At 38.1% G+C, this 16,609-nt stretch carries 8 protein-coding genes; 6 read left to right on the top strand and 2 right to left on the bottom strand.

Going from position 1 to position 16,609, the window contains the following annotated elements:
* Positions 1-25: 25 nt before the first annotated feature.
* From H6H03_RS19300 to H6H03_RS19315, 4 genes are all read left to right on the top strand, one after another.
* On the top strand, positions 26-1,216 hold the full coding sequence (locus H6H03_RS19300) for an aliphatic sulfonate ABC transporter substrate-binding protein (protein ID WP_313931883.1): 1,191 nt from the start codon (positions 26-28) through the stop codon (positions 1,214-1,216).
* A 99-nt stretch (positions 1,217-1,315) separates the two neighbouring features.
* On the top strand, positions 1,316-2,404 hold the full coding sequence (locus H6H03_RS19305) for a sulfonate ABC transporter substrate-binding protein (RefSeq protein ID WP_190956707.1): 1,089 nt from the start codon (positions 1,316-1,318) through the stop codon (positions 2,402-2,404).
* 593 nt (positions 2,405-2,997) lie between these two features.
* On the top strand, positions 2,998-8,313 hold the full coding sequence (locus tag H6H03_RS19310; protein WP_190956708.1) for a trifunctional serine/threonine-protein kinase/ATP-binding protein/sensor histidine kinase: 5,316 nt from the start codon (positions 2,998-3,000) through the stop codon (positions 8,311-8,313).
* 105 nt (positions 8,314-8,418) lie between these two features.
* Positions 8,419-9,900 (top strand): hybrid sensor histidine kinase/response regulator, encoded by a 1,482-nt coding sequence (locus tag H6H03_RS19315; protein ID WP_190956709.1) that lies wholly within the window; start codon positions 8,419-8,421, stop codon positions 9,898-9,900.
* Positions 9,901-10,383: 483 nt separating this feature from the next.
* On the opposite strand, the gene H6H03_RS19320 is transcribed toward H6H03_RS19315, so the two are convergent.
* Positions 10,384-15,366 (bottom strand): PAS domain S-box protein, encoded by a 4,983-nt coding sequence (locus H6H03_RS19320; protein ID WP_190956710.1) that lies wholly within the window; start codon positions 15,364-15,366, stop codon positions 10,384-10,386.
* Between the two features lie 469 nt (positions 15,367-15,835).
* On the opposite strand from H6H03_RS19320, the gene H6H03_RS19325 reads away from it, so the two are divergent.
* Positions 15,836-16,120: a hypothetical protein gene (locus tag H6H03_RS19325; RefSeq protein ID WP_190956711.1), complete on the top strand. Its 285-nt coding sequence runs from the start codon at positions 15,836-15,838 to the stop codon at positions 16,118-16,120.
* Here the strand turns inward: H6H03_RS19325 and H6H03_RS19330 are convergent.
* Complete coding sequence (locus H6H03_RS19330) at positions 16,096-16,440, bottom strand: hypothetical protein (RefSeq protein WP_190956712.1); 345 nt, start codon at positions 16,438-16,440, stop codon at positions 16,096-16,098. The genes H6H03_RS19325 and H6H03_RS19330 overlap by 25 nt on opposite strands.
* Here H6H03_RS19330 and H6H03_RS19335 point away from each other — a divergent pair.
* Positions 16,435-16,578 carry a hypothetical protein gene (locus H6H03_RS19335; protein WP_190956713.1) on the top strand — a complete coding sequence of 48 codons (144 nt, stop codon included), beginning with the start codon at positions 16,435-16,437 and terminating at the stop codon, positions 16,576-16,578. The genes H6H03_RS19330 and H6H03_RS19335 overlap by 6 nt on opposite strands.
* The last annotated feature ends 31 nt before the right edge of the window (positions 16,579-16,609 follow it).

The raw sequence follows: 16,609 nt of genomic DNA on the forward strand, positions 1-16,609 counted from the left end.
CCTCCTAACAAACAAAGGACAAATTGTGATTAAACTTTTTTCTGTTTTACTACACTTTCAGCCGTTTACTAATTCGCCACAATCTAAAACTGCAAATGTCAAGCTAATATTTCAACAAAGTCTAAATATCCTAGATTTGAGATCCAAATCTAAACTTAACCGAAATTATTATGTATCCCTACTAATAACTGCTTGTTATTTAGCAATACCAATCAGCATAGTAGGTTGCAGTAACGAAAACCAAGTTACTCAAAAACAAGTATCTTCTACTAAGACAGAAGTCAAAAACCAACCAGTTTCTAATACTACAGAAAAGCAAGAAGTACGAGTTGTTTATTCTAAGCTCGGTTCTCTTGCAGTTATGAGGAAACTGGGTACTTTAGAAAAAAGTTTGGCTGCAAAGAATTTCACCGTTAAGTGGCTGGAGTTCGCTGCTGGGCCGCAAGCTTTAGAAGCGTTAAATGCTGGTTCTCTTGACATTGCGGCCACTGCTGAATCGCCTCCTATATTTGCCCAAGCGGCAGGTACACCTCTTGTTTACGTAACCAGTACAGCCTTTAATGGTAAAGGAGTCTCTTTTCTTGTACCAGCAAATTCTCCCATTAAAACTGTTGCTGATTTTAAGGGTAAAAGAGTTTCTTTTCAAAAAGCCTCTATTGCCCATTATGTTTTACTAAAAGCATTACAAAAAGAGGGACTAAAACTCACTGATGTGAAATCTGTTTTTCTACCGCCTCCAGATGCAAATGTCGCTTTTAGCCAGGGAGGAATTGATGTTTGGGTAACTTGGGAACCATACATCACAAGAGCTGTACAAAAAAATATTGGTCGTGTCTTAAGAGATGGGCAAGGACTCCAGGATCTCGGAGGTTTTTATTCTACGTCGCGTAAATTCGCTAAAGAACATCCTGAAGTTTTAAAAATTTTCTTGGAAGAACTTTTAAAAGCAGATGAATGGTCTCAGAAAAACCCCGATAAATTGGCAGAACTTGTTTCTCCTGACGTTGGTATTGATATCCCTACCTTAAAACAAATTCAAGCCAAATCAGCATATGGGCTGATACCAATTACTGAAGAAATTGTTGATAAACAACAAAAAATTGCTGATTTGTGGTATGCCCAAGGGCTTTTACCTAAAAAAGTTAATGTTAGAGACGGTGTACTAACTCCAGAAGAATATGCTGCTTTTACACCACAATCAATCAAGGCTAAATAACAAAGTAAAAATTACTTTGAAAGAATTATCAAGGAAAATTCAATTATTGAAAATCTAATTCTCAAGTAATTAGAGGTCATTTTATCCAAAAGTGTAAAAATGTTTAGCAATCCTGTAAGAACAAAAACAACAATAATCAGAAAACTAGCATTGTTTGTAATGCCTGGTTTTTTAGCTTTATCTAGTACCTTAATAAGTTGCACTTCAAGCAGTAATAATACAAATACTGCTAACGAACCAAAAGCAGATACAGCAGCAACAAAAACTGTTAGTTTTAAAACAAAAGTGTTGCGAATGGGGTATCAAAGCTCTGGTGATTTAGTTCGAGTCAGAGGAGTCTTAGAAAAACGTTTGGAACCTTTGGGTGTGAAAGTAGAGTGGGCGCAATTTGCCCAAGGGCCACAACTAATGGAAGCAATGAATGTTGGTAAAATAGATGTTGGTTCAGTTGGAGAAACTCCTCCTATATTTGCTCAAGCTGCGGGTGCAAGAATAGTCTATTTGGCTGGTAGACGCATTACTCCAACTTCAGGTAAAGGAAGTGCGATCGCTGTTCCTAAAAACTCTCCAATTAAAACTTTAGCTGAGATTAAAGGTCAAAAAGTAGTTTTCCAAAAAGGTTCAGCTTCTCACTATTTCATTATTCAAGCTTTAAAAGAAGTAGGCTTGAAATATAGTGATATTCAAGTCTTAAGTATGCCCAATGTAGAAGCCCGTGGTGCATTTATTCAGGGGACTATTCCAGTTTGGGTGACAGGCGATCCTCATTTAGCTTTAGTGGAAAAACTCCACGGTGCACGTGTGTTGCGAGATGCTACAAATATTGGTACTCCAGGCGGATATTATGTAGGAACACGCGAGTTTGCTAGAGACAATCCCGAATTAGTTCGCGTCATCTTAGAAGAGATTGATAAAAACGGCCAGTGGGCAGAAGCAAATCGTAAAGAAGTTGCTAAGCTAATTGCGCCTGTACTCAAAATCGATCTGCCTATTCAAGAAGTAATTTCCGAACGCGCTAATTATCGCCTTAAAGGAATTACCCCAGAATTGATGAAAGCTCAACAAAACGTTGCAGATTTATTTTATAACGAAAAAATTCTGCCTAAAAAGATTGATGTTCAGGAAGCATTGCTTACACCTAAAGAATATGCAGCTATTACTCCACCAACGCTAATTAGTGAAAAATAGAGGACTAGTTGCTAAACTATGCTGGCTCAAAAGCTCAAGTTTCGAGCAATAAAACCTAAATTAATACCAATTGTCTGTAAACTTGCACTGAATAATTATCAACTTATTTTTTTGTTTGCGTAGTTTGCATTCCGTTTAAGCGAGATTAAGTGCATTTACATAGACAATTAGTACAAAAAGACAGTAGAATTCATAATTTCTACTGTCTTTTCTATGTCTGTAGAAACTTTCACTTTTGGCTAACAGTAAAAGTATCTTAGTTTTTTTTATTGTGGCAAAAATTAGACTAGCTTTGTTTTTGTAAAGATAAGGAAACAAGTAACAAGCTCATCCAAAATGTCATTCATTCAATAAATGTTGAGTTTTATTGAGTAACTAATTTTTTCTTAAATTTATGGGCATTTTAGTAAAAGAACAAAAAGATTTATTTAATTACTTGACTGACTTACTCTAGCGAATGGGTAAGGTTGAATTCGGCTACAAATTTCAGATTGTTCCTATTGGTGTTGGATCTACAGTTAATAGATTTAACTATAGCTAATAACTAATATTTTTCATCTCGCACATATATAAAGAATAGAGATAACCTAACTATGTTAAATTTACCTGGCTATACGATTTTTAATCAAATATATGAAAGCAATAATTCTTCAGTTTTTAGAGGTCATAGAGACAAGGATTGCCAACCTATAATTCTCAAATTTTTAAAACAAGATTATCCTACTCCATCAGCATTAGTAAGATATAAACAAGAATACGAAATTACAAAAAACTTAGATTTGGATGGAGTAATTAAGGTTTACAGCTTAGAAAAATATCAAAATAGCTTGGTAATGATATTAGAAGATTTTGGCGGTGAGTCATTAAAATCTGTAATTAATCGCCAAACATTTACTTTAACAGAATTTTTATTAGTGGCGATCGCAATTACTAAAGCTTTAGGTAAAATCCACCAGAAAAATATTATTCATAAAGATATTAACCCTGGAAATATTGTTATTAATCCTAGTACATCCCAAGTCAAAATCATAGATTTTGGCATTTCAACTGTATTAACTCATGAAAATCCCACTATTAAAAATCCTAATGTTTTAGAAGGAACTATTGCCTACATCTCACCAGAACAGACAGGCAGAATGAACCGAGCAATGGATTATCGTACTGATTTTTACTCGCTTGGTGTCACTTTTTATGAACTACTAACACAACAATTACCCTGTAATTATATTGATGCAATGGAATTAGTTCATTGCCACATTGCTAAACAACCAATTTCACCTCATGAAATTAATCGAGAAATACCCGAACCTATTTCAGATATTGTGATGAAGCTGTTAGCCAAAACAGTGGAAGAAAGATATCAAACTACTTGGGGAATTATTTCTGATTTAGAAACGTGCCTCACACAATTACAAAGTCAAGGTTATATTTCTAATTTTGTACTTGCACAACAAGATATTTCTAGTAAATTTCAGATTCCACAAAAACTTTATGGTAGAGAACAAGAAGTTACTACCTTACTAGCAGCTTTTGATCGCGTGAGTGCTGGAACGAAAGAAATGATTTTAGTATCGGGATATTCCGGCATTGGTAAATCAGCATTAGTACAAGAAATATATAAACCAATTACTAAAGCTAGAGGTTATTTTATTTCTGGTAAATTCGATCAATTTCAACGTAATATTCCTTATTCAGCTATAGTTAAAGCCTTTCAGTCATTAGTTAGACAATTATTAACTGAAAGTCAAGAACAACTAAATCAATGGCAAGAAAAACTTTCCAAGGCTCTTGGTGCTAATGCTCAGGTAATTATTGATGTTATTCCTGAAGTCGAACTGATAATTGGTAAACAATCTCCAGTACAAGAACTAGGGGCTTCAGAAGCTCAAAACCGCTTTAATTTAGTTTTCCAAAATTTTATCCGTGTGTTTTGTTCATTAGAGCATCCTCTAGTAATTTTTTTAGATGATTTACAGTGGGCTGATTTAGCTACTCTGAGGTTGCTAGAAGTCATGATGACTGACGAAGAAATCCATTATCTGTTTTTAATTGGAGCATATCGAGATAATGAAGTCGATCCTAGACATCCATTGGTAATGACTCTTGATTCCCTACGTTCTCAAGCTGCTATTATCAACGATATAACTTTAGTTCCTTTAGCACTTGCACACGTTAACGAGTTAATTACTGAGACACTGCATAGTGACACTTTCACTATTCAACCGTTAGCTGAATTAATCATACGTAAAACTTCTGGAAATCCTTTCTTCGTTAATCAATTTCTCAAAACTCTATATCAAGAAAATCTGTTAACTTTTCAACCTCCATCAGCAAATACTAAAGCTTTATGGCAATGGGACATATCCAATATTGAGGCAATAGATATTACTGATAATGTTGTAGAGTTAATGATCAGGAAATTAAAGAAACTTCCTGATGCAACACAGCAAGTTTTACAGTTAGCTGCTTGTGCAGGCAATACATTTGATTTACACACACTTTCTATTATTAGTGAAAAATCAGCATCAGCAGCTTTTCAAGACCTTTTACCAGCAATTCAAGAAGGTTTGATTTTACCTCTTTCCGATTTAGAAATTACGTCAGAAGAAGTAATTAATGCTCGTTTAGTAATTTTCAGTTTTCGATTTCTACATGACCGAGTGCAACAAGCAGCTTACGCACTCATTATCAAAGAACATAAAAAACAAGTTCATCTCAAAATTGGTCAACTACTATTTCAAAATACTAGTGCTACGGAACTTGAGGAAAAAATATTTGATATTGTCAACCATCTGAATAGTGGTGTTGAGTTAATTGATGATTTAGAGCAAAAGACTCAATTAGCTGAGTTGAATTTAATCGCAGGTAAAAAAGCTAAAGACTCAATGGCTTATGCGGCTGCTAGAGAGTATTTAATCGCGGCTATGGATTGTTTAAATGTAAATACATGGACACAAGACTATAATTTAACTTTAAAAATCTATAAAGAACGAGCAGAGATTGAGTACTTAAACGGAAATTTTGAGCAATCTGAGGCATTAATCAGATTAATATTAACTCAAGCAAAATCAGCTATTGAAAAAGCAGAAGTTTATAATATCCTGATTGTGCAGTATACGTTACTAACTAAATACGAAGAAGCAATTCAAGCTGGGCGGGAAGCACTAGCATTGCTAGGAATTAATTTACCAGAAAAGGTAGAAGATTTAGAAGCGGTGCTTCCTGGGGAAATAGCTGAAGCCAAAGCTTATTTAGGAGATCAAAAAATTGCTTCATTAATTAATGAAGAAAAAATGAAATCTCCTAAACATAAAGTGGCGTTAAAAGTATTGGGTCACATGGGGCCATTAACATTTTTTTCTCATCAAGCTTTATGGAAAATTACTGTTATTAAAGCAATTAACTTGTCTTTTAAATATGGTTTTGTGGCTGGCGGTTCTTATTGTTACTCTTGCTATGGCATTATGCTGAGTTGCATGTTAGAAGATTCTCAGTCTGGATACGAGTTTGGATTGCTATCTTTAAAACTGAGTGAACTGACAAATAACTTAGCCCAAAACTGTCAAGATAGTGTGATATTTGCCAACTATTTAAATTGTTGGATGAATCACATTAAAACTACTGTTGATATTAACAACGAAGGTTATAAAATCGGGCTACAGTCTGGAAATTTGCAATGGGCGGGCTATAATCGGATGTTTCAAACCATAACCCTTTTCTTCCAAGGGCTAAATTTGGAACTTCTTTTAGAGGAAATAGCTAGTTTTATTTTATTTTGTGAAAAAACTCAAAATCAATGGGCTGCTGATATTATCTTGGCTAATAAACTAGCTATATTAAATTTGATGGGAGAAACAGATGAATTAAGAGATGCTCAGTATCTAGAAATGTTCCATCAGCATAAGAGTATGGCGGCGATTTGTGAATACCATGTGCTGAAAGCTGAGGTTTTGTATAATTACGATCGCTACGATGAAGCGCAAAATTGGTCAATCTCAGCCGCGGAAATACTCGATTATTTAATGGGACATATTTCTAGTTGCCACTATTATTTGTATTCCTCATTAATTATGACAGCAATTTATTCATCTGCTTCTAAAATAGAACAAGAAAAATATTTAAAACTATTAAATGATAACCAGAAAAAGTTAAAAAAATGGGCAGAACAATGTCCAGATAATTTCTGGCACAAGTATTTGTTAGTAGAAGCAGAAATGGCGCGGATTTCTGGTAAAGTTTTAGAAGCAATGGAGTTGTATGATAAAGCGATCGCCTCAGCTAGAGACCATGAGTTTATCCAAGATGAAGCTTTAGCTAATGAACTTGCAGCTAAATTTTGGTTAGCAAAAGGTAAAGAAGATTTTGCTAAAACTTATATGATGAAAGCTCACTATAGTTACCGACTTTGGGGAGCTTTCGGTAAAGTAAAAGATTTAGAAACAAAATATCCGAAGTTGCTAGTTAAAGAAGTAGCTAAAACAACCACCAAAATTAAAGATATTGAAATCACAACTGCTTCTACTACTACTAGTATAGGAGTTACCCTAGATTTAGCCACAGTGATGAAAGCAGCACAAGCTATTTCTGGTGAAATAGTTTTGAGTAATTTACTTGCTAGATTAATGAGAATAGTAATTGAAAATGCTGGTGCCCAAAGAGGTTGTTTAATTTTAGAGAAACAAGGAAATTGGCTAATTGAAGCTGAAGGTGCAGTCAATAATGATGATGTAACTGTACTACAATCAATTCCTGTAAGTTCAAAAACGGCTTCTGAAGAAAAACTAAAACTCTCAGATGCCATTATTAACTATGTGATTCACACTCAAGAAAATGTTGTTTTAAACAATGCTATTCAAGAAGGACAGTTTATTTCAGATCCTTATATTGTAGCTAATCAACCAAAATCTATTCTTTGTACTCCTTTACTATATCAAGGTAAAATTACTGGGATTCTTTATTTAGAAAACAATCTCACTGAAGGTGCTTTTACTATAGATAGACTAGAGCTTTTAAGGCTATTATCTGCTCAAATTGCCATTGCAATTGAGAATGCCCAACTCTACAAAAATTTGCAAGAATTCAATCAGAACTTAGAAGAATTAGTCACTAAACGCACTCAAGAATTATCGGAGACATTAGTTAATTTAAAAGCTACCCAAAGTAAGCTTGTAGAAGCTGAAAAAATGGCATCATTAGGAGGGTTAGTTGCTGGAGTTGCTCATGAAATTAATACTCCAGTAGGAATTGGTGTTACAGTTGCTTCAGCTTTGGTAGAACATACTTCAGAGTTTTGCTCTAAATATCAAACTGGCGCGATGAAACGTTCTGACTTAGAAAAGTTTTTTGATTTAACTACACAGAGCGGCAATACACTTTTAATAAACTTAAATAGAGCAGCAGAATTAATTCAAAGTTTTAAACAAGTAGCAGTAGATCAATCTAGTGAGGTACAACGTGTCTTTAACTTTAAAAATTACCTCAATGAGATTTTAATCCAATTGAGACCTAAATTAAAAATGAGTAAACATAGAATTGAAATTTATGGAGGGGAAAATATTATTTTAGACTCTTATCCTGGTGCTTTATCGCAAATTGTTACTAATTTGCTGATGAATTCTTTAGTTCATGCTTACGAACCTGAAGATTCTGGAAAGCTGATTTTTAGTTTCCAGCAAATTGGCGATAAACTGCATATAGAATATGCTGATGATGGTAAAGGTATCGCTGCTGAAAATTTAAGTAAAATTTTTGAGCCTTTCTTTACTACCAAACGCAGTCAAGGAGGCAGCGGGTTAGGATTAAATCTTGTTTATAACTTAGTTACTCAAAAACTTAAGGGTGATATTGAATGCCAAAGTGAGTTGGGAAAAGGAACAAAGTTTATTATTAATTTTCCTGTGCGATTATAGGAATATGCAGTGTGAGTAGAGTTATTTATATCTTATTCATAACTGCTATAAAACCGCTCGAATAAATTCAATAAGTGCCATTCATTTTTTATAGGATAATTTTTTATGTTACAAAAAAGCTTTAATATTCTTGAAGAAAATTTATTTACAAATGTAGCTTCATCAAATAACGATAATTCAAACAATTTAGATGATGAGTTAGTGTTTGCTGCTGAAATAGATGATGAGTTACCTGCTGAAAGCTGGAAAATTTTAATTGTAGATGATGAATCAGAAGTTCATACTGCTACTAATATTGCGCTGACTAACTTTATTTTTGAAGATAAATCTTTATCTTTTATCAATGCTTACTCAGCTAGTCATGCTAAACAGCTAATTGAACAAAATTCGGATATTGCCATAATTCTCTTAGATGTAATTATGGAAACAGATAATGCTGGGCTAGAGTTTGTTCAATATGTTCGGGAAGTTTTAGGTAACCAATTAGTACGAATTATTTTACGTACTGGACAACCAGGACACGTACCAGAAAAGGAAATTATTTTTAATTACGATATTAACGATTATAAAACTAAAACTGAATTAACGAGCCAAAAGTTATACACTACGATGCTAACGGCTTTAAGAAGTTATTCTTTAAGTCAAAGGTTACAGTTAGAAATAGAACGATGTCAACAAATAGAAATGGCACTGCGTGACAGCGAACGCAGAGAAAGAGAAAAGGCAATTGCCTTAGAAAATTCTTTAAAGACTCTGCAACACACTCAATTACAGTTAGTCCAAAGCGAAAAGATGTCTAGTTTGGGTCAACTTGTTGCAGGTATAGCTCATGAAATTAATAATCCGGTAAATTTTCTTTATGGGAATCTCTTGCCGACACAGGAATATATTCAACAATTAATTGAGTTACTAGAAATTTACGAATTACATTACCCAAATCCTGCACCGGAAATTATCGATCGCGTTGAAGAAATAGACTTGCCGTTTATAATTTCCGATCTACCAAAACTACTGTCTTCGATGAAATTAGGTGCCGATCGCATTCGGCAGATTGTCCTATCTCTGCGTAATTTCTCTCGTTTAGATGACACTCAAAAGAAGCCAGTTAATATTCATGAAGGTATTGATAGTACCCTGATGATATTGCAACATCGCTTAAAAGCTAACTCCGAACGTCCAGCTATTGAAGTCATAAAAAAATATGGTGCGTTGCCATCAGTAACCTGTTATGCTGGTCAGCTAAATCAAGTTTTTATGAATCTTTTAGCTAATGCCATTGATGCTTTAGAAGATGTTGATTGCACTCAAGATTGCCTAACTTCTCAGCCACAAATTCTTATTCATACCGAAACAGTTGGAGGCGATCGCGTCAGGATATCAATAGCCGATAATGGTGTTGGAATGACAGAGAATGTCCGTTCTAGAATTTTTAACTCTTTCTTCACTACTAAACCTATGGGCAAAGGCACAGGTATGGGTTTATCAATTAGCCAGCAAATTGTGGCAGAAAAGCATGGTGGTCAGTTAGAGTGTCTTTCTTCGCACTGCCAGGGGACAAAGTTTATTATTGAAATTCCAATTGGTTAAGAAGCTGTAGCAGGAGAATTCAGAATTCAGGATTCAGAATTCAGAAGTGGAAAGAACGTTTTGATAGCTTGATTGATGCCAGCGATTATTTCTGTTTTAAGCTGTTCTCTTTGCTTTAAAATGCTTATTGTAGCGGTTCCAATCACATGAAATGCAAAAATTTCTAGGGGTGTCAAGCTTGGCGCTCCTACTTTGTAAATCATCAAAGCGATAATTGCTATAAACAATCGATGGTGTTCTTTATGCCTAACGATCGCGAAGATTTAATTGAAGCTGTTAACAATTTAAGAATAACTATAATCAGTGGTTTTATAGTTATTTGTGGAGTTTTAATGATGTGTACTAGTTTAGTATGCGTAATTACTACAAAAAATTCTTTAAACTTTATAGATTATGGCTTTACATTCTTTGTTTTTCTGGTTGGTTTTTCATTTTGTTGCACTAATGTAAAAAACTTAGATTAATCAAGATAGCAGGCATTGGCTATTTGTTCTTGTGGACATCATATAAGCTGGCGATCGCTTCTATTAATTCCGCTGGCTCTACTGGTTTGGCGATATGTTTGTGAAATCCTGCTGCAAGCACTTGTTTGGCGTTCACTTCTCCAGCATAGGCGGTAAGTGCGATCGCTGGAATTTGTCCTCCCCGTTCTGGCGGCAGTGTTCTCAACTCTCGCATAAACATACATCCATCTACGTCTGGCATTCCAATGTCGCTTAATAGCACATCTGGTAGAGATTGTCTTAAGGCGGCTAGCGCTTCATTTGCTGATGCCACAGCTGTCACGCTTGCGCCGTATTCCTCTAGTAAAAAGAGGATGAATTCTCGCGTATCGGCATCATCATCCACTACTAAAATTTTGACATCATTTAAATTTGAGGATGACTCAAAGTCACTAATTTCTTCTTTCCTCTCTGATGGCTGTTGAATCAGCGGCAATCTCACAGTAAAAGTTGCACCGCGATTTTCACCTTCACTTTGCACCTGCACTGTGCCGCCATGCAGTTCTACTAAGTGACGAACGATCGCTAATCCTAATCCCAATCCCCCAAATTTTCTAGTGGTGGTGCTGTTTTCTTGGCGAAAATATTCAAACACATAGGGCAGAAAATTCGGATCGATGCCTTTGCCTGTGTCGGTGACAGTGATTTGGGCGTAAAGGGGAGAGGAAGAGGACGCGGGGAGGGGGAGACGCGGTGACGCGGGGAAAGAAGATGAAGTTGAAACTAGGTTAGGCGCTGAGGCGTTGAGTAATTTCTCCGTGTCCCCATGTCCCCGCGTCCCCGCGTCCTCTTTCTCCGTGTCCCCGCGTCCCCGCGTCCCCGCGTCCTCTTGCCCTACTGCTTCAAGTCGAATCTCAACTCGTCCACCCTCTGGTGTAAATTTGACGGCGTTTGAAAGTAGATTCCAAACTACCTGCTGTAATCTACCGGAGTCGCCTAAAACTTGTCCTAGATTTGGTTCTAAGCTGATGTGTATCTTAATTGATTTGGCTTCTGCTGAGAGGCGTACTGTCTCCATTGCTGCGGAAATTACAGATGCTAAATCAACTTGGAGGATGTTTAAGCTGAGTTTACCTTGTAAAATTCGGGAAATATCTAGTAAGTCTTCGATTAATTGAGCTTGTAATTGAGCATTGCGTTCGATAGTTTTGAGGGCTTGAGGAATTGTTTTTTCATCAAGTTTTCTGGTTTGGAGTAACTTCGCCCATCCAAGAATTGGGTTGAGTGGCGATCGCAATTCATGGGAAAGAACTGCTAAAAATTCGTCTTTAATGCGGTTGGCGTTTTCTGCTGCTTCTCGTGCAGTCTGTTCTGCTTCGTATAAACGCGCACGTTCCATTGCTTGAGCGCATTGCTGTGCTAGTGCCAGTACAAAGGCGCGGTCATCTTGGCTCAACTCGTGATTTTCGGCAAAGGCTACGGTCATTCCACCGATGGCGCGTCCCTCTATGGTTAATGGAATTGAAATCCAAGCACCGTAATTATATCGAGCATATTCTTGAGCCAGATGTGAGTAACGAGCTGCCCTTGCTGCTGTTGACTCTTGCCAAACAGGTTGTTTGGTTCGTACTGCTTCTGCCAGTGGCGCGACTGTATTAATCGAGAATCGATGCCATAACTTTACTAATTCCTCGTCATAACCAACTGCACGGATAATTTCTAGTTCTGTGCCGTTGTTAATCAGTTGTGCGACTAAAGCACAACTAGCTCCTAAGGCTGCCATACCTTGCTCCACAATTACTTCAGCTACTTGTGCAGAAGTTAAAGATTCAGAAAGGGCGGCGGTAATGGCTTGCAAACGAGCAGTGCGAGATGCGGCTCGTTCGGCAGCTTGTTGAGATTGCTGTGTTTCTGTGTAAAGTCGGGCGTTATCAACAGCGATCGCTGCACGCCGAGCCAATTCTTCAGCTAACATTAAGCTCTGACTATCGTAGCGACGGTTAGTACAAGATACTAAACTCATCGCTCCTAATACTCGCCCCCGAACTACAAGCAGCACGCACATTCCAGACTGAGGATTTAGCTGTTGCAAGATTTGGAAGTGATTGGTATTTGAGGTTACCGCTTGTATGTCTTGTGAGGAAATAAAATGAATAATTTGTGATTTCCCCGAACGTATCACCTCAGCAACACCTTGTGTTTGTGCCAAATTGGGCGGATAATTTTGCAACTGTTCTACTAATTCTTGTTTTGCTGCATCGGCATGGATGGCCGCAACCCGGCGAATTGATTGATTTTCACAAATCATATCAATTACGCACCAATCAGCTATTTCCGGTACTACTAAACGCGCTAAGGTTGCTAAGGTTGTCTCATAATCCAACGATTCAGCCAAAATCTCGCTAGCTTCAGCTAAAAAGCGCTGTTTATCTTCCCCTTGTCTGCGCTCGGTAATATCCCGCGAAGACGCTTGCATTTCTAAAATTTCTTGAGTTTGGCGATCGCGAATCCCTCGCACATTTGTTTCTAGCCAGATATAATGCCCGTATTTATGACGAGTGCGATAAGTAACGGTATAAACATCTGGTAAATCAGAATTTATTGGGTAATTCTTCACAAGCTCAGCTAAATCCTCTGGGTGAAGTAACTCGCCGCCGTTACGACCGACTAGTTCTTCTGGTTGATACCCTAATACTGTGTAACAAGCTGGTGAAAGATATAGAAAAGTTCCATCTACTGTAGTACGTGAAATAATATCAGTGGAATTCTCCGCCAGCAGCCGAAAACGCGCTTCACTTTCTGTTAATGCTGCTTGTGCTTGTTTGCGGACATTAATATTACGGAAATATAGCGATAGTCCTGTGGATGAAGGATAGGCACGCACAGAAAACCACGCCTCAAAGGGTGGATAATAATCTTCTAATTCCAGGGGTACTCCCAAAGCAACTGCTCTTTGATAAAGCTGACCAAAACTAGTATCAGTTAATTCTGGAAACTCTTGCCATAAATTCTTTCCCAGCAGTTCCTCAGAGGAACGCCCTAAAGTTCTGCTTCCTTCATGATTGAGGTAGGTGAAGCGCCACTCATTGTCAAAGGCAAGAAAGCCATCAGTTATACTTTCCAAAATTGTCGTCACTTGCTCTTTGGCGTTCTCAGCTTCAACACGAGCCAGGCGTTCTCTCTCCAGCAGTTGTTCGCGTTCCGCTTCTGCTTGCTTGCGTTCGGTGATTTCTTCGCAAATTGCACCCACCCAAGTAATTTTGCCAGGTAGTTGAATCGGATAGTAATTTACTGACCAGTAGCGCTGCTTTCCAGGGGCGGCGGGTGTTTCTCCGCAAGTTTCTTGGGAAATCGATTCTCCAGTCTCCACCACATGACGGAAAGCTTCCGTAACTTCCGCTGCTATACCTGGCAGCAATTCGACAACTGTCTTACCGATATGTATCTCTTGGGGCAGACCGTTGATTTCAGCTAAAGCGTTATTCAAGCGGACGTATCTCACTTTTTCATCCCAAACGCCAATGCCGATAGGCGCGTTATTAAAAACAGTATCAAGCAGCACATTAGCTTCTACTAAGCGAGTCTGTTCTGTTTCTAGTAGCGCCAACAGTTCTTCGCGTTCTGCTTCTGCTTGCTTGCGTTCGGTAATGTCTACACACATTCCTACCCATTCGATGATTTTTCCTGTTTCATTGAGTATGGGCACGCCGCGTATCGCCATGTGACGGTATTCACCGTCATGGCGTCGGACACGATATTCTGCAACTGCAACGCTGCGGCCATAGAAAGCTTCTCTCCAGATTGCAGCTAAAGAATTCCGGTCTTCTGGGTGCAGTGCATTTACCCAACCCCAACCTTTGTATTCTTCAGGATTTTGCCCAGTAAATGCCTGCCAATTAGGAATTTCGTCAATTACATTACCCCAAGCTGCCGCACTCCAAATAATCGATGCGCTTGCTTGAGCTAGGGAACGGTAGCGTGCTTCACTGCGACGCAGGTTTTCTTCTACTTGCAGCCGATCGCGCAGTGCAGTTTGCTGTTCGATCAAACATTGCTGTAAACTTCCAGTATCTTCAACTGTGAAGTTATTAGTTAAATTTTGAACCTGTGTAAAATCTTTCTGGCAAATTGCAACATCAGCAGTTTCCACAATTTGGCGGTATTTTTCCTCTGCTGTTTGCAGTAATGACTTGGTTCGCTGCTGTTCGATGAACTGACCAATTTGAATGGCGATCGCATTCATCGTTTGGGGTAAATCTGAGTCAGGCTGTAAAATTTGGTTGGTGAAGAATTTCATTGCACCTAAAACTTTATTACCCACTACAATGGGCAATTCCATAGCTGCTGCAAACAAATTCTGATTTGAAGCCAGTTCGCAAATCCAAACAGGTTGAGCATTTATCCCGACTCCATCAGTTAACCCTTCTCCCAAAGCCAGAGTTGAAGGCTGGTTAAATCCTTGGTAACTTTCTATGCTCAAATCAGATGAATGCCAACTAGCAATGCGATGCAGCGCATTAATTTCTTCATCTACACTCCAAAAAATCCCAAGTTGCCATCCTAAAGTTTCGCATAGCGATCGCAAAAGCAGAGGAACAGCATTAGCAAGAACGGTAGCATCAGCTAAAATCTGGGTGACTGTGTAGTGTGCAGACAAAAGCTGTTTGTTACGTTTTTGTTCAGTAATATCTGTAATTAATATTGATACGCTATTTTCCCCAGGATAAACGCTGTATTCTAACCAACGATGCCATATAGGGTCTAAATACTCAAAGTTTACTGTAATTTTTTGGGCAACAGCGCGATGCATCTCGGTGTAAAGTATGGTATTAACTGTGTGAGGAAATAAATCCCAAATACTTTTACCCAAGAAATCTTCTTGATTCATTTGAGCTAGTTGAGCTAGCTTGTCGTTTACATAGGTATAGCGCCATTCACAATCCAATATGACAAAAGCATCACCCATCCTAGCTAAGATTTCTTCAACATTTTGAGGGATAGTTGCCCGAATTTCAGCAGTCACAGTTTCTGCTCCTCATTTTTCTTCAATGTATTTGGCTAAAAGTACCTCATCAGTTTCTCCTCATCGGTTTATACTGTGAAACGAAACTAATAGGATGGTTATCAGTTTTACCAGTGAAAGTATAACGCTAAATGTATTTTTATACTTATACCAGAGATAGGGGATAGGCAATGGGCAATAGGCAATGGGCAATAGGGAGTAGGCAATAGGGAATAGGCAATAAACAATATGGAATAGAAAATAAGGAAAGTATTAATAGTCTTTTGCCCTTTGTTTTTGCCCTTTGCCCTTTGCCCTGTTGCCCTTCCCTCAAAATTATTTTTTCCAAATCAAATTTGATTCCTGTATAATTTTGACTGCCTCTATCTGGGGTTGTAGAGATTATGGAATAGTTCTAGTCTAATACATCCAGTATAGTCCAAGCTCTTTGGGCTAATAATAGAGTTATTTGAATGCAAAAGATGAAAACATGAGAGTTTGGCTTGCTTGCTTTTTTGTACTGTTTGCGTTGGCAGAGTTTTTTGACTGGTTGCAAAAATTTAACTTGCCATTGCCTATATACATTTTAGGCGGCGCTTTTTTAGCCGTTGCTTCTAACTACGACAAGATTGTTGGTTCTTATTTTACCGATGCCAGTATGGAAGCATCACTAGAACACCCGCAGTTAGATTCAAGCACTTCATCTACTGAGCCTATTTCTTTAGCAATTGCTAGTTCTGTGGAAAATGCTCAACCAGCAAAGGTAGATGAATAATCTAATAGGTATGGGGCATGGGGCATTGGGCATGGGGCACTTGTACTGAGCGTACCCCTACGGGGAAGCAAGCTACGCGTAGCGTCTCGTAGAGAAGCCGAAGTATTGGGCATTGAGCAGGATGTGGGTAGCGGCTTTTGCTTGAGTAAAAATTTGATTGCGAGGCGATGCAATTGAGTTGCGAGGCGATGCAATTGAGTTGCGAGGCGATGCAATTGAGTTGCGAGGCGATGCAATTGAGTTGCGAGGCGATGCAATTGAGTTGTGAAGCGATGCAATTGAGTTGTGAAGCGATGCAATTGAGTTGTGAAGCGATGCAATCGAATTCGTATTTAAGCACCGCTACCCACATCCTGCCTAATACCCAATGCCCCATGCCCAATGCCCCATGCCCCATGCCCAATGCCCAATGCCCAATGCCCAATGCCTTCTACTTAGCAGGTAAATTGCTAGATTAAATTAGAGGAATCTACCTATTGAGGCTAACGC

It is taken from the genome of Nostoc paludosum FACHB-159 (assembly GCF_014698835.1).
In the GTDB taxonomy this organism is placed as follows: Bacteria; Cyanobacteriota; Cyanobacteriia; order Cyanobacteriales; family Nostocaceae; genus Nostoc; species Nostoc paludosum.

Excerpts from the sequence above, each read along its gene's own strand:
- H6H03_RS19305 (WP_190956707.1), top strand. The coding sequence starts at position 1,316 with ATGTTTAGCAATCCTGTAAGAACAAAAACAACAATAATCAGAAAACTA.
- H6H03_RS19310 (WP_190956708.1), top strand. The coding sequence starts at position 2,998 with ATGTTAAATTTACCTGGCTATACGATTTTTAATCAAATATATGAAAGC.
- H6H03_RS19315 (WP_190956709.1), top strand. The coding sequence starts at position 8,419 with ATGTTACAAAAAAGCTTTAATATTCTTGAAGAAAATTTATTTACAAAT.
- H6H03_RS19325 (WP_190956711.1), top strand. The coding sequence starts at position 15,836 with ATGAGAGTTTGGCTTGCTTGCTTTTTTGTACTGTTTGCGTTGGCAGAG.
- H6H03_RS19335 (WP_190956713.1), top strand. The coding sequence starts at position 16,435 with ATGCAATCGAATTCGTATTTAAGCACCGCTACCCACATCCTGCCTAAT.